This is a genomic window from Flexivirga sp., from assembly GCF_035551235.1.
Taxonomy (GTDB): Bacteria; Actinomycetota; Actinomycetes; order Actinomycetales; family Dermatophilaceae; genus Flexivirga.
The window spans coordinates 25,493-38,160 of sequence record NZ_DASZNO010000039.1 but is presented as its reverse complement, the minus strand read 5'-3'; the positions used below and the strand labels follow the sequence as shown (position 1 = coordinate 38,160).

Here is a 12,668-nt window from a genome sequence, read left to right as displayed (position 1 = left end):
TGTTTCACAGGGTTACGGCGGTTATAGCGAAGTGGGAAACGCCCGGTAACATCCCGAACCCGGAAGCTAAGCCCTTCAGCGCCGATGGTACTGCACTCGGTAGGGTGTGGGAGAGTAGGACACCGCCGAACAATCATTAATGAAGTAGCCCCGCCTGTGTCAGGCGGGGCTACTTTTATGTTCTGTCTGTAAGATCGTCGTTGCGGTCGGAATTCGCCCGCAACAGCGTGCGGGAGTGTGTGTGAGCGACAGGGTCCGGATGCCGAAGCTGCTGCGCGGATCGTTCAACCCGTACGGCGGGCCGGCAGTCCGGCAGCGCACGGAGATCCCGTGGCGGGAGCACGTCGCGCGGTGGATCGGCCGGACGTACATGTTCGCCGCAGTCGTCTCGCTACTGAGCGTTGCGCTGCACAACAACATCGTCGTCTCGATCATCGAGGACGCTCTCGGCCTGGTCAATGTCCCGGCCGAGCCGAGCCTCTTCATCGTCTGTCTCCTCTTCGTGCTGGCCGGTGCGGTGCGGCGCCGGCTGCGATTCGGGCACACCGTGGTTGTCGCGCTCATGTTCCTGAGTGTCCTCAGCAGTCTCCTGCTGCTGCTCGGCTCGGTCCTCCGCCAGGACTGGTTGCAGGACTCGCGGCTGACCGGTTTCGATCGTGACTACCACTCCTTCGTGACGAGTGTGCCCATCACGGCGATCTCGTTCGTGATCGGACTGGCCGTGCTGGTGGTGGTGGCCGCCAGCCGCCGTGGGTTCCCGGCTCGACTTGCCGCGGGCAGCCGGGTCGCGGCCGCGGTGGTGCTGATCGTCGGACTCCTCGTTTCCTTCCTGGTGACCTTCGCGGTGTCGAGCACCGCGGACAACACGCTGCGGGGCAGCCGAGAGATCGGTCGCTTCGCGCTGCGGTCCACGTTCGGGCTGACGTCCGACGAGTCGACGCCGGGATTGCACGGTCACGTCGGGCATACGTGGGTCTACGGTCTCGCCGGCATCATGTCGACGGTCGCCCTGTTGCTGGCCAGCCTGGTGTTCGTCCGGTCGGGCCGCGGACGACACTTTCAGTCCGCCGACGAGGAGCTCGCCATACGCCGGCTGCTGCTGTTGTACGGGGAGAACGACTCGCTGGGTTATTTCGCCACCCGACGGGACAAGAGCGTCATCTTCTCCCCGGATGGTCAAGCGGCGGTGACCTACCGCAACGAAGGCAGCGTGAGCGTCGCGAGCGCGGACCCGATCGGGCGGTCGGCGTCGTGGCAGCCCGCCATACAGGCGTGGCTCGAACAGTGTCGTGAGCACGGTCTCTACCCGGCCGTGCTGTCCAGCTCCGAGCACGGCTCGCACGAGTATGTCGAGGCCGGGCTGAAGGCGTTCGCGCTCGGTGACGAGGCGATCATCGATGTCGAGACGTTCTCGTTGCGCGGCCGGTCGATGCGTCCGGTTCGCCAGGCCGTCACTCGGCTGCGGCGCGCCGGGTACACGACCTCGGTGCGCCGGCACGAGGAACTGTCCGCCGAGGAGCTGCGCCTCATCGAGGGGCTAGCGGAGCAATGGCGTGGCGAGGAGACGGAGCGCGGTTTCTCGATGGCGCTCAATCGTCTGGGCGATCCGGCCGACGGGCGCTGTGTGATCATCACCGCCCACGATGCGCAGGGAACGATCCGTGGGTTCCTCTCCTTCGTCCCATGGGGTGTGCGTGGAGCGTCACTGGACCTGATGCGCCGCGACCGGGACGCCGAGAACGGCCTGAACGAATATCTTGTTTCGGAGCTGATCGAGGCTGCCCCGGAGCACGGCATACGACGAATCTCGTTGAACTTCGCGGTGTTCCGGGAGGTCTTCAGTAGCGCCGACCAGGTGGGTGCCGGCCCGATCACCCGGTTCAACGATGCGGCGCTGTCCTTCGCCTCGCGCTTCTTCCAGCTCGAGACGCTCTACCGGTCCAACGACAAGTACAAGCCGACGTGGGTGCCGCGCCTGCTGTGCTATGACCCGGCGTTGACGGTGCCGAGGGCCGGTCTGGCGATGGGTATCGCCGAGGGCTTCGTGCCGATGATGGGCCCGCGGGTGCTGACCGGACCGCGGCCGTCGGATGTGCAGCCGCCACGACCGGAGCCCTGGTTCGTGGATCGTGTCCGGGAGCAGGAGAGCGCGCTGTTGCTGCCCGCGCCCCCTGCCGTGCGCCTGTCCGAGCAGCAGCGGGTGCGTCGCGACAAGCTGGAGGTGCTGGACGAGGTCGGCGTCAACGCCTACCCGGTCGCGGTCGCGCGGACCGATCGCGTGCTGACGATCGCGCAGCAGTACGCCGACCTGCCGGCCAATCACGTCACCGATCACGTCGTCTCGATCGCCGGCCGTGTCCGTGCCCTGCGAGACCTCGGCGGAGTGTCGTTCGCCGTCATACAGGACGAGCGCGAGTCGATGCAGGTGATGGTCACCGCGTCCGACTCGCCCGACAGTGCCCGCTGCCTGTGGCGCCGGGCGGTCGACCTCGGCGACCTCGTCAGCGTGACCGGCCCCGTCGCGACCTCCCGCACCGGCGAACTGTCGGTGGTCATGCACTCCTGGCAGATGGCCGCCAAGTGCCTGCGTCCGGTGCCGGGGATCGGTGTCCGGCAGCGTGAGGACACCCGGGCTCGTAACCGGTCGCTCGAGCTCATCCTGGATCAGCGTGCCCGCGAGTTGCTGGTGCAACGATCCGCTGCGGTGCGCGCGATGCGGGAGACCTTCCAGGACCAGGGATTCCTCGAGGTCGAGACGCCGATGCTGCAACCGGTGCACGGAGGCGCTACCGCCCGGCCGTTCGCCACCCACATCAACGCCTACAACATGGAGCTCTTCCTGCGGATCGCCCCCGAGCTCTACTTGAAGCGGCTGGCCGTCGGTGGGATGCAACGGATCTTCGAGATCGGTCGCAACTTCCGCAACGAGGGAGCCGACGCGACGCACAACCCGGAGTTCACCTCGCTGGAGGCGTATGCCGCCTATGGCGATTACACGATGATGCGTGAACTGACCCGTGAGGTGCTGCTGAACGTCGCCACTGCCGTACACGGTAGGCCGATCGCGTTACGGCCCAACGGATCCGGCGGGTATGACGAGGTCGACCTGACGCAACCGTGGCCGGTGATCAGCGTCCACGAGGCGGTGTCGAAGGCGGCCGGCGCAACGGTCACCTCGACGTCCGACCGTGATGACGTGGCCAAGGTGTGCCGGGATCACGCAGTGCCCGTGCGAGCGGACCAGTCCGCCGGCCAGCTCGTCATGGAGCTCTACGAAGCGCTCGTCGAGAAGCAGACGACATTCCCGACCTTCTACTGCGACTTCCCCGTCGAGGTGTCCCCGCTCGCGCGCCGGCACCGCGACGACGACCGCCTCACCGAGCAGTGGGACCTCGTGGCGTTCGGCGCCGAATTGGGCACGGCATACAGCGAACTGACCGACCCGGTCGACCAGCGACAGCGGTTCACCCAGCAGTCGCTCGCGGCGGCCGGCGGCGATGTCGAGGCGATGCAGCTCGACGAGGCGTTCCTCGCCGGCCTCGAGCTCGCGATGCCGCCGACCGGCGGCCTCGGGCTCGGTGTGGACCGTGTCGTGATGATGCTCACCGGGCAGAGCATCAAGGCGACGCTCGCGTTCCCCTTCGTGCGGCCGCAGGGCTGACCCGCGACTACCGCGTCACGGCATACCGCAGCTGGACCAGGCTGTCGCCGATGCGCCGTATGTCGTGCAGTTGCAACCGGGTCCGGCGTCCGGGGTCGGCAAACCCACCTCGCCCACCCACGACCGTGGGGAAGAGGACCAGTCGCAACTCGTCGACGAGTCCGGCCCTCCACAGGGTCGTCACGAGCCGACCGCTCGCGTTCACCAGGATCGTCCCGTCGACCTCCCGCAGCAGCTGCTCGGTCGCTTCGACGGGGTCACCGGAGATCACGGTCGTGTTGCTCCATTGCGGATCGCGCAAGGTCGACGACAGGACGTACTTCGGGATGTCGCGCAGCCGCTGTGCCCATGCACCGTCGCGGTCGAGCCAGCCGCGAGCGACGAAGTAGTCGTAGCTTCCGCGCCCCATCAGCATCGCCTCGGCTTCGAACGCCTCGTCGGCGAGCACCTTCGACCACTGCTGAAGATCCTCGCCGCTGACCTCCTGGAACCAGCCGCCGGCCGCGGTGCCTTCCTCGCCGGTCGGGTCCTTCATCACGCCATCGGCAGTGACGTTCTCGCTGACTACGATCGTGCTCATGTCCTTCTCCATCTCTCGAAGGTGTTCGTTCGGATAGGTGGTCAGACACCGCCGCGACGGTGAGATCGGCGCGCGCCGAGCGCCCAATTCGCCTCCTCGACGGTGTCGGTATGACGGGCAGCCGCCCCACACCGAGGAAGGATGGAACCGATGAGCACAGCCGACCTGCTGCGCGACGCGCGAGCCGGCGACAGCGCGGCGTTCGACACACTGACGACGCCATACCGACACGAGTTGCTCGTGCACAACTACCGGATGCTCGGCACGGTGGAGGATGCCGAGGACGTGCTTCAGGAGACTCTCCTCGCAGCGTGGCGGGGGCTCGAGGGCTTCCAGGAGCGGGCCTCGGTGCGGACCTGGCTCTATCGCATCGCGACCAACCGCTGCCTCAACGCACTCCGCACGATCCGGCGACGGCCGGCCAAGGCGTGGGACATGCCCATCGAGCCGCCGCCACCCACGCGGCTCGGCGAGGTTCCGTGGATCGAGCCGCTGCCCGACGCGATGGTCGGCGGCGCGCTGCCTGCGCCCGGTCCGGCGGCGAGTTATGAGCAGCACGCGTCGATCTCGTTGGCGTTCGTGACCGCTCTGCAATTGCTACCGCCCCGGCAGGTGGCGGTGCTCATCCTGTGCGACGCAGTCGGGTTTCCCGCCTCAGAGGTCGCCGAAATCCTCGACGCCACAACGCAGTCCGTACACAGTGCGCTGAAGCGGGCGCGCACGGCGCTGCGGCAACGGCAGTGTGGGGTCGACGACGCGCCGCCCCCTGCAGCCGGGTCGCGTGCCGAGGAGGAACTCGTCGAGCGCTTCGCACGTGCCTACGAGGCAGCCGACCTCGATGGCATCGTCGCGTTGCTGACCGACGACGTCTTCATGGCGATGCCACCGATCGCCCTGGAGTATGTCGGTCGCGACCTGAACGCCCGGTTCCTGGGCATGCTGTTCGCGTCCGGTCGGCGTTTCACCCTCCGGCCAACGCGCGTCAACGGACAGCCTGCTTTCGAGTCATACGTGCGAGGCGATGACGGGGAGCTGCGCCCGAATGCGCTCGTGGTGCTCGGTCTCGCGGGCAGCCGGATCAATGCACTTGTACGGTTCGAGGCCCGACATGTCGGGCGGTCGTCGGGCCGAGCTCAGCCGATCTCGGGCTGGCTCGACCAGGGGAAGTCGATCCACTGATCGGTGCGTTTCCAGACGTATTCGCACTTCACGATCGAGCGTGACTTCTCGTAGATGACGGCCGAGCGCGTCTCCTTGACGTGCCCCTCGCAGAACTTGCGAACCAGGTCGAGGGTGCCGCCGGTGTCGGCGACGTCGTCGATGATCAGCACCGTCGCGCCGGACAGGTCGACCGGTTGCGGCACCGGCGGCAGCATGACGGGCATGGGAAGCCGCTCGTCGACGCCGGTGTAGAACTCGACGTTGAGCACGTGCACGTTCTTCATCCCGAGTGCGTAGCTGATGGCGCCGGCCGGGATCAGCCCGCCGCGAGCGATCGAGATGATCAGGTCGGGCCGGTAACCACTGTCGTGGATCGTCTGTGCGAGCTCGCGGCTCGCGCTGCCGAACAGGTCCCAGGTCAGCACTTCGCGGTCGTGTGTCATGGGGACATTCAACTCCAGGGCCGGTGCCGCCGTGTGGTTAGGCTGGCGCCATGACGATCGACGAGGAACGCGTCGGATGACGACGGCCGGACCCCGGACCGACTGGGAGATCCCGGATTACCTGCGATCACTGGACATTCCGGGACTCGCCGACATCCATGTGCACTTCCTGCCCGAGCCGATGTTGCGCAAGGTCTGGGCCTACTTCGATGCCGCGACCGACAACTACGGTGCAGCGTGGCCGATCACCTACCGCTTCGACGAAGCGACCCGGCTCGCGGTGTTGCGCGGCTTCGGCGTGCGAGCGATCCCAGCGCTGACCTACCCGCACAAGCCGGGTATGGCGCGATGGCTCAACGAGTGGAACGCGGACTTCGCCCGCCGGGTGCCGGACAGTGTGCATTGCGGGACGCTCTATCCCGAGCCGGACGTCGCGGAGTATGTCGCCGACGCGCTCTCCTCAGGTGCGCGACTCTTCAAGATGCACGTGCAGGTCGGTCGCTATGCACCGGACGACGCACAACTGGACGGCGCCTGGGAACAGCTCTCCGCGGCGGGTGCGCCTGTCGTCATACATGCCGGATCTGCGCCGTTGCCAGGGGAATTCACCGGCTCGGAGCGCATCGCGCGTGTTCTCACGAAGCATCCGCGGCTGACCCTGGTGATCGCACACGCGGGGATGCCCGAGTATCACGAGTTCGCCGACCTGGTGGAGCGCTACGACAACGTGCAGTTGGACACCACGATGGTCGCCACCGACTTCACCGATCGGTTCGCACCCCTGCCTGATGGTTATGTCGCACGGCTCGCCGAGCTGGGGGAACGGGTGGTGCTCGGCTCGGACTTCCCGAACATTCCCTATCCCTACGCGCACCAACTCGCGGCACTGGCCCGGCTGGACCTCGGCGACGACTGGATGCGAAAGGTCCTGTGGGACAATGGAACTCGACTGCTCAGTGGCCCCGCAGCTGGTCGATGAGTTCCTCGCGGTCGGTGACCGGTGCCTGACAGACGAATCCATGACACACGTAGGCGGCCGAGCGGCCGCCCACGAGAGGACGGTCGGCCAGCAGGGGTGACGCGGGGGCATCGGGTGCGCCCTGCACGATCACGGTGCCGGCGCCGGCCGTCGTCCAGGCTGCGCGGGCCAGGCCACGGGATGCCCGGTCCTCGCCGACGACGGCGACCTGCACCGGACCAGCCAGTGCGGCCTCGGCGACCGCGAGGCCCCACCCGGCGAATCGCGGTGCTTGCATTGCGATTTCGCCCATCGCGGCAAGTGCTGTCTCGGCGCGTTCACGTGCCGCAGCGTCGCCGGTGAGTGCGCTGAGCGTGAGCAGGGCACCGGCAACGCTGGACGTGCCCGACGGCTCGGCGTTGTCGCCGGCGCCACGCGGTGTGAAGAACAGCTGCTCGCCGTCCGCAGCGGCGTCACGGAAGCTGCCCGACTCGCCGGCGAAGATGTCCTGTGCTGTTGCCAGCAGTTGCTCGGCGTCGGCGAGATAGCGCTGCTCGCCGGTCGCCTGATGCAGGGCGAGCAGTGCTTCACCGAAGTTGCCGTAGTCATCGGCGACGCCAGGAGCCGCACTCACCCGACCGCCCAGCGACGTACGCCGCAACCTGCCGTTGACGAGGTGTCGCTCGAGCAGAAAGTCGGCCGAAGTCCTTGCTGCATCGAGCCATTCGGATTCCTGCAGGATCATCGCGGCTTCAGCGAGTGCGCTGATCGCCAGGCCGTTCCAGGAGGTGACGACCTTCTCGTCACGGTCCGGCTGTGGCCGCTGGGCACGTCGCTCGATCAGCTTGGCACGGATCGATTCCCACCGCGCGGCGTCGTCCGGGTCGTGCAGCAACTGCAGGGTGGAGGTGCCGTGCTCGAAGGTCCCGTCCTCGGTGACGCCGAGCAACTCGGCAGCCCAGCGGGAGTCCTCGTCGCCGAGGACATCGCGAAGGTCGTCGGTCGACCAGACGTAGGTCGTGCCCTCGGCGCCCTCGGTGTCGGCGTCGAGTGCGCTGGCGAAGCCACCGTCGGCCGTTCCGAGATCGCGGATGATGAATTGCGCTGTCTCGGAGACGATTCGGGCAACGAGTGGAGATCGGCTGATACGCCACAGGTGCGCGTAGACGCGCAGGAGTTGCGCGTTGTCGTAGAGCATCTTCTCGAAGTGCGGCACCGTCCAGGTCGCGTCCACGCTGTAGCGGGCGAAGCCGCCGGCGAGCTGGTCGTAGATGCCACCACGAGCCATCGACTCGCAGGTGTGCTCGACCATGGCCAGGGCGTCGGGGTCGCCGGTGCGGGTGTGATGGCGCAGCAGGAACTCCAGCACCATGGACGGCGGGAACTTCGGCGCGCCACCGAAGCCGCCATACCTTTCGTCATACGACTGCCGGAGGGTGGTGGCGGCGTGGGCGGTGACCTGCTCGGTGAGTGCGTTGGGAGTGCCGCGGGTCGCCGCCGCCGCGAGCTGTGTCGCGACGTTCTGACCGGATGCCCTGACCTCGTCGGCGTCGGTCTCCCAGGCGTGCTTGGCCGCCGAAAGCAGTTGCAGGAACTGCGGTCTCGGCAGGTAGGTGCCGGCGAAGAAGGGCTTGCCGTCCGGAGTCAGCAAGCAGGTCATCGGCCAGCCGCCCTGGCCGGTCATCGCGGTCGTGGCAGTCATGTACGCCGCGTCGATGTCCGGACGTTCCTCGCGGTCCACCTTGATCGCGATGAACGAATCATTGATGGCTGCCGCGACCTCGGCATCCTCGAACGACTCGTGCGCCATGACGTGGCACCAGTGGCAGGCGGCATACCCGACGGACAACAGGATGGGCCGGTCCCGGTCGGCGGCCTCCTGCAGTGCGGCCGGACCCCACTCCTGCCAGTCGACCGGGTTGTCCGCGTGCTGACGAAGGTACGGGGACAGGGAGTCGGCGAGTCGGTTGGTCATGGCTTCAGCCTGTCACCTTCAGCTGCGAGGTGCGGCCAGCCCCTCGCCCTGGCCCGATCGGCGCAGCGCGTCGGCCACGAATCCGCCGGCGAGCAGCTCGTCGAGCAGTGCGTCGAGCCATCCGGTGGTCTCCGCGCGGACTGTCGGCTTGGTGGCGACGGCTTGCCGGATCTGCATGAAGGGCTCGTCGATGACCCGCAGGCCGGGATGCGAGGCGACATACGCCGTGACCGGCTCACGGATGCCGGCTGCGACGTCGAGGTCCTGCTCGGCGAAGGTGGTGGTGCCGTCGGCGCCGCGGAAGATCGTCGCGTGCTCGAGGGTCCGGGAGAGGAACAGGTCGTATGCCGAGCCCTCCTTCACACCGATCCGGACACCGGCGGCGTCGACGTCCGCCGGGGTGCGGTGCGGTGAGGCGTCGGGCACGGCATACACGCCGTCGATGAGAACGTACGGCGCTGTGAACGTGACCTGCTCGGCACGCGCCGGCTCCACGGCGAGAAACCCCAGGGTCGCCGGGCCTTCGGCCAACTCTTGGAACGACTTGCGCGCCGCGTCGAAGCAGGTGAAGCGCACCTCGGTATCGAGGCGGTGGGCGATTTCGCGGGCCAGGTCGATGGTGACGCCGCTCGGGTGCTGCGAATCACCCTGCGCGAGAACGGGATTGCCGAGGTTGATGGCCGCACGCAGGACCCCGTCCGGAGCGAGGTCGGCGCGGGCCTGATCGATGGTGGTCGTCATGGCTCGATGGTAAAGCCCCGGGCGGCGCGTCCGCGTCTTGCTGCCCACAGCAGCGAAAGCTGGTTGTTGTCAGGAGGTTTCGCGCATGCTCGAAACATGTCCGATGAAGAAGTCAAACCACCGCACCCACTCAGCCGGCAGGTCGCCGAGCAGCTGCTCGATCAACGGGTGATCGTGCTCGACACCGCACTCGACGACGAGATCGGCACCCGGCTCATCTCGCAGCTCTACCTGCTGTCCGCGGCGGATCCGCGTGCCGACATCAGCTTCTGGATCAACTCGCCGGGTGGCTCGGTCCCGGCGATGCTCGCGATCATGGACGTGATGCGTGCCATCCCCAACGACGTGTCGACCCTCGCCCTCGGGATCGCCTGCAGCGCAGGGCAATTCATCCTCACCGCGGGGGAAAAGGGCAAGCGCTACGCGTTGCCGCATTCCAAGATCCTGATGCACCAGGGCAGCGCCGGGTTCGGCGGCACCGCTGTCGACATCGAGTTGCAGGCCGACGACCTGCGCCAGACGCGGGACACCGTGCTCGGCATCATCGCCGAGCTGACCGGGCAACCGCTGGAACGGGTCTTCGAGGACTCGTTGCGCGATCGTTGGTACACCGCCGAGCAGGCCGTCAGCTACGGGTTCGTCGATCACGTCATCACCGACCTGAACCACATCAAACCGCGTAAAATGCCTGTCGGACTGGGGGTTTCGGAGAAATGAGTTCCTACACCATTCCCAACGTCATCGCCTCGTCGCCGCGCGGCGACCGGGTCATGGACGTCTACAGCCATCTGCTGTCCGAACGCATCGTCTACCTCGGCACCGAGATCGACGATGGCGTCTCCAACGCCCTGATCGCACAGATCCTGCACCTGGAGTCGGTGGCGCCGGACCAGGAGATCAACCTCTACATCAACTCGCCCGGCGGCTCCCTGACCGCGACGTTCGCCGTGTATGACGCCATGCAGTTCGTGAAGTCGCCGGTGGCGACGACGTGCGTGGGGCAGGCCTGCTCCACCGCGGCGATCCTGCTCGCGGCCGGTGCGCCGGGCAAGCGCAGCGTGCTGCCGCACTCGCGGGTGTTGTTGCACCAGCCGTCCGGGAGTGGCCGTGGCGCCATACCGGACATCATCCTGGCGGCGGATGAGGTGATTCGACTGCGCGCGGAGGCCGAGGAGGTGTTGGCGCACCACACCGGCCAGCCGCTGGACGTGCTGCGCAAGGACACCGACCGGGACCGGATCTTCACGCCGCAGGCGGCCGTCGATTACGGACTTGCCGACGAGGTGATGGCCTACCGCAGCTGAGGGGTCACGCCGCCAGGGCGACCGGTCCCCGCAACGACGAGGGTGCCGGTCGCCGGGCGTGCGCGGTGCTGTGCAACTCCAGGACCTGGGCCGCCTGAGCGCGCGACGACTCGCGTCGCAACTCCCGGACGGTCAGGTCGGTGATCTCGGCGAGGGAGGAGTCGAGGGCACCGGCGATGGCGGCGACGATCTCCGAGGACGGGTCCTTGCGGCCGCGCTCCACCTCCGAAAGGTATTGCGCGGAGATGCCGGCGCGATCCGCGGTCGTGGTGATCGTGCGATGCCGGTGCAGTCGGACGCGGCGTAGTTGGGCGCCGAGCACTTCCCGCCACAGGGGCTCGACGGTCGGACGCTGCTGTCGGAGTTGTCGCACTTCACCCATGTCTCGACGCTAGCCCGGCGGGCCCGCGGCGCCACACCTTTTCTGCTCAGGGCAGAACGCAACCCAACCCGAATGACGGCTCCCTCGCCGAATGACGGTCCCAGCTCGCCGTCACTCGGCGAGGGAGCCGTCATTCGCGGAAGGAACCGGGCGGGAGGACGGCGGGGTCGGACGTTGCGCACGCCGGTGAACGATCCTCCGGCGCGGGTGCGGGAGTCTCCGGCTCGCGCACCGCCGGCACGAGCGCGAGGGCGATGGTCGCGGCGGCACCGACCGCGAGCAGTGCGTGCAGCACCCCCACGTGCTCCCCGAGCAGGCCGAGGAAGGGTGGCCCGGCGAGGAACGCGGTGTAGGCGATCGTGCTGATCACCGAGATCCGTGCATTGGCGTGCGCCGGGTCGTCCGCTGCCGCGCTCATCCCGACGGGGAAGCCGAGGGAGACACCGACGCCCCAGACCACGATGCCGAGGTAGGCCAGCGCGGTCGGACCGAAGACGACGACCAGACAGCCCACCACGGCCAGGCTGAAGCACACGCGGAGGACGAGCACCCGACCGTAGGTGTCGAGCAGCTTGGTGCCGACGAGGCGCCCGGCCGTCATACAGGACAGGAAGATGGCGAACGCGAGGACGCCGGCCCACTTGGGCACGTGGTGGCCCTCGACGAATGCCAGCGACAGCCAGTCGTTGGCCGTCCCCTCGGTGAACGCGGCCACGAGGGTCACGACACCGATGAGCAGCACCCGGGGGTCGAGCCAGACGCTGAGGCTCGAAACCTTCTCCTGCACAGAAGGATCCGTCGTTTCGGCATCGGGTCGCTTGCCATCGAGACGTGGCACGCTCTCGAAGTTGAGGGCGGCCCACATGCCGACCGCGGCCAAAAGACACATCACCACGCCGATGTGCAGCCAGACCGGGACGTGCGCGGCCGTGGCGGCGGCGCCGATGAGGGCGGCCAGCACCGTTCCACCACTGAACATGGCGTGGAAACGCGGCATGATCGAGCGGCCCCGGTGACGTTCGACGATCGCACCCTCGAGGTTCATCACGACGTCCCAGAGGCCGATGCCCCAGCCGGCGATCATCAGGAAGGCCACGGCTGTCCAGTGGTGATGCGTGCCGACGGCCACACCCGTGGCGAGGTATGCCGCCGTGGTGACCAGGGTCGCCGTCCGGACCGCGATGCGTGCGCCGAGGCGACCGGCGACCCAGCCGGACATCGGCAGACCGATCACGCTGCCGATGGAGCCGGAGATCAGGAAGAGGCCGAGTCCGGCGGGGGAGAGGCCGAGCAGCGATTTCACGTCCGGGAGTCGGGCGGCGAAGGTCGCGAAGGCCGCGCCGTTGAGCGCGAACATCACCGTCACGGCGAGGGTCGCGCGGCGCACTCGGTCCACGTCGGGGTGGCCGCCCACGGGTGCCGCTGCCCGCTCGGTCATCGTCATGCCGTTCCTTGCCGGGGTG

The 12,668-nt window shown here is 67.8% G+C and carries 11 protein-coding genes and 1 rRNA gene; 6 read left to right on the top strand and 6 right to left on the bottom strand.

The window, feature by feature from the left end; genetic code table 11:
- Positions 1 to 13 precede the first annotated feature (13 nt).
- Positions 14 to 131 (top strand): 5S ribosomal RNA (rrf, locus tag VG502_RS14400).
- Between the two features lie 110 nt (positions 132 to 241).
- Positions 242 to 3,661: a bifunctional lysylphosphatidylglycerol synthetase/lysine--tRNA ligase LysX gene (lysX, locus tag VG502_RS14395; protein ID WP_325550764.1), complete on the top strand. Its 3,420-nt coding sequence runs from the start codon at positions 242 to 244 to the stop codon at positions 3,659 to 3,661.
- A gap of 7 nt (positions 3,662 to 3,668) precedes the next feature.
- Here the strand turns inward: lysX and VG502_RS14390 are convergent, their stop codons facing one another.
- Positions 3,669 to 4,241: a dihydrofolate reductase family protein gene (locus tag VG502_RS14390; protein WP_325550763.1), complete on the bottom strand. Its 573-nt coding sequence runs from the start codon at positions 4,239 to 4,241 to the stop codon at positions 3,669 to 3,671.
- 150 nt (positions 4,242 to 4,391) lie between these two features.
- Between VG502_RS14390 and VG502_RS14385 the strand changes: the two genes are divergently transcribed.
- On the top strand, positions 4,392 to 5,420 hold the full coding sequence (locus tag VG502_RS14385) for an RNA polymerase subunit sigma-70 (RefSeq protein WP_325550762.1): 1,029 nt from the start codon (positions 4,392 to 4,394) through the stop codon (positions 5,418 to 5,420).
- On the opposite strand, the gene VG502_RS14380 is transcribed toward VG502_RS14385, so the two are convergent.
- Positions 5,375 to 5,845 (bottom strand): phosphoribosyltransferase, encoded by a 471-nt coding sequence (locus VG502_RS14380; protein WP_325550761.1) that lies wholly within the window; start codon positions 5,843 to 5,845, stop codon positions 5,375 to 5,377. The genes VG502_RS14385 and VG502_RS14380 overlap by 46 nt on opposite strands.
- A gap of 76 nt (positions 5,846 to 5,921) precedes the next feature.
- Between VG502_RS14380 and VG502_RS14375 the strand changes: the two genes are divergently transcribed.
- Complete coding sequence (locus VG502_RS14375; RefSeq protein ID WP_325550760.1) at positions 5,922 to 6,824, top strand: amidohydrolase family protein; 903 nt, start codon at positions 5,922 to 5,924, stop codon at positions 6,822 to 6,824.
- Here the strand turns inward: VG502_RS14375 and VG502_RS14370 are convergent.
- The gene (locus tag VG502_RS14370; protein WP_325550759.1) at positions 6,799 to 8,778 is read right to left on the bottom strand and encodes a thioredoxin domain-containing protein; all 1,980 of its coding nucleotides are present in this window, start codon (positions 8,776 to 8,778) and stop codon (positions 6,799 to 6,801) included. The genes VG502_RS14375 and VG502_RS14370 overlap by 26 nt on opposite strands.
- Before the next feature lie 18 nt (positions 8,779 to 8,796).
- Positions 8,797 to 9,519, bottom strand: a complete 723-nt coding sequence (locus VG502_RS14365) for a transporter substrate-binding domain-containing protein (RefSeq protein ID WP_325550758.1) — start codon at positions 9,517 to 9,519, stop codon at positions 8,797 to 8,799.
- 96 nt (positions 9,520 to 9,615) lie between these two features.
- Here VG502_RS14365 and VG502_RS14360 point away from each other — a divergent pair, with 96 nt between their 5' ends.
- Positions 9,616 to 10,236: a ClpP family protease gene (locus VG502_RS14360; RefSeq protein WP_325550757.1), complete on the top strand. Its 621-nt coding sequence runs from the start codon at positions 9,616 to 9,618 to the stop codon at positions 10,234 to 10,236.
- Complete coding sequence (locus VG502_RS14355) at positions 10,233 to 10,823, top strand: ClpP family protease (protein ID WP_325550756.1); 591 nt, start codon at positions 10,233 to 10,235, stop codon at positions 10,821 to 10,823. Before VG502_RS14360 ends, VG502_RS14355 begins: the two co-directional genes overlap by 4 nt.
- 4 nt (positions 10,824 to 10,827) lie before the next feature.
- On the opposite strand, the gene VG502_RS14350 is transcribed toward VG502_RS14355, so the two are convergent.
- Together VG502_RS14350 and VG502_RS14345 are read right to left on the bottom strand one after the other, a co-directional pair.
- Positions 10,828 to 11,205 carry a helix-turn-helix domain-containing protein gene (locus VG502_RS14350; RefSeq protein ID WP_325550755.1) on the bottom strand — a complete coding sequence of 126 codons (378 nt, stop codon included), beginning with the start codon at positions 11,203 to 11,205 and terminating at the stop codon, positions 10,828 to 10,830.
- Positions 11,206 to 11,335: 130 nt separating this feature from the next.
- Positions 11,336 to 12,649, bottom strand: coding sequence for an MFS transporter (locus tag VG502_RS14345; RefSeq protein ID WP_325550754.1), 1,314 nt, complete (start codon positions 12,647 to 12,649; stop codon positions 11,336 to 11,338).
- Between the last annotated feature and the right edge of the window lie 19 nt (positions 12,650 to 12,668).

Coding starts and splice junctions, on each gene's coding strand:
- VG502_RS14390 (WP_325550763.1), bottom strand. CDS start 4,241: ATGAGCACGATCGTAGTCAGCGAGAACGTCACTGCCGATGGCGTGATG.
- VG502_RS14385 (WP_325550762.1), top strand. CDS start 4,392: ATGAGCACAGCCGACCTGCTGCGCGACGCGCGAGCCGGCGACAGCGCG.
- VG502_RS14380 (WP_325550761.1), bottom strand. CDS start 5,845: ATGACACACGACCGCGAAGTGCTGACCTGGGACCTGTTCGGCAGCGCG.
- VG502_RS14375 (WP_325550760.1), top strand. CDS start 5,922: ATGACGACGGCCGGACCCCGGACCGACTGGGAGATCCCGGATTACCTG.
- VG502_RS14370 (WP_325550759.1), bottom strand. CDS start 8,778: ATGACCAACCGACTCGCCGACTCCCTGTCCCCGTACCTTCGTCAGCAC.
- VG502_RS14365 (WP_325550758.1), bottom strand. CDS start 9,519: ATGACGACCACCATCGATCAGGCCCGCGCCGACCTCGCTCCGGACGGG.
- VG502_RS14360 (WP_325550757.1), top strand. CDS start 9,616: ATGTCCGATGAAGAAGTCAAACCACCGCACCCACTCAGCCGGCAGGTC.
- VG502_RS14355 (WP_325550756.1), top strand. CDS start 10,233: ATGAGTTCCTACACCATTCCCAACGTCATCGCCTCGTCGCCGCGCGGC.
- VG502_RS14350 (WP_325550755.1), bottom strand. CDS start 11,205: ATGGGTGAAGTGCGACAACTCCGACAGCAGCGTCCGACCGTCGAGCCC.
- VG502_RS14345 (WP_325550754.1), bottom strand. CDS start 12,649: ATGACGATGACCGAGCGGGCAGCGGCACCCGTGGGCGGCCACCCCGAC.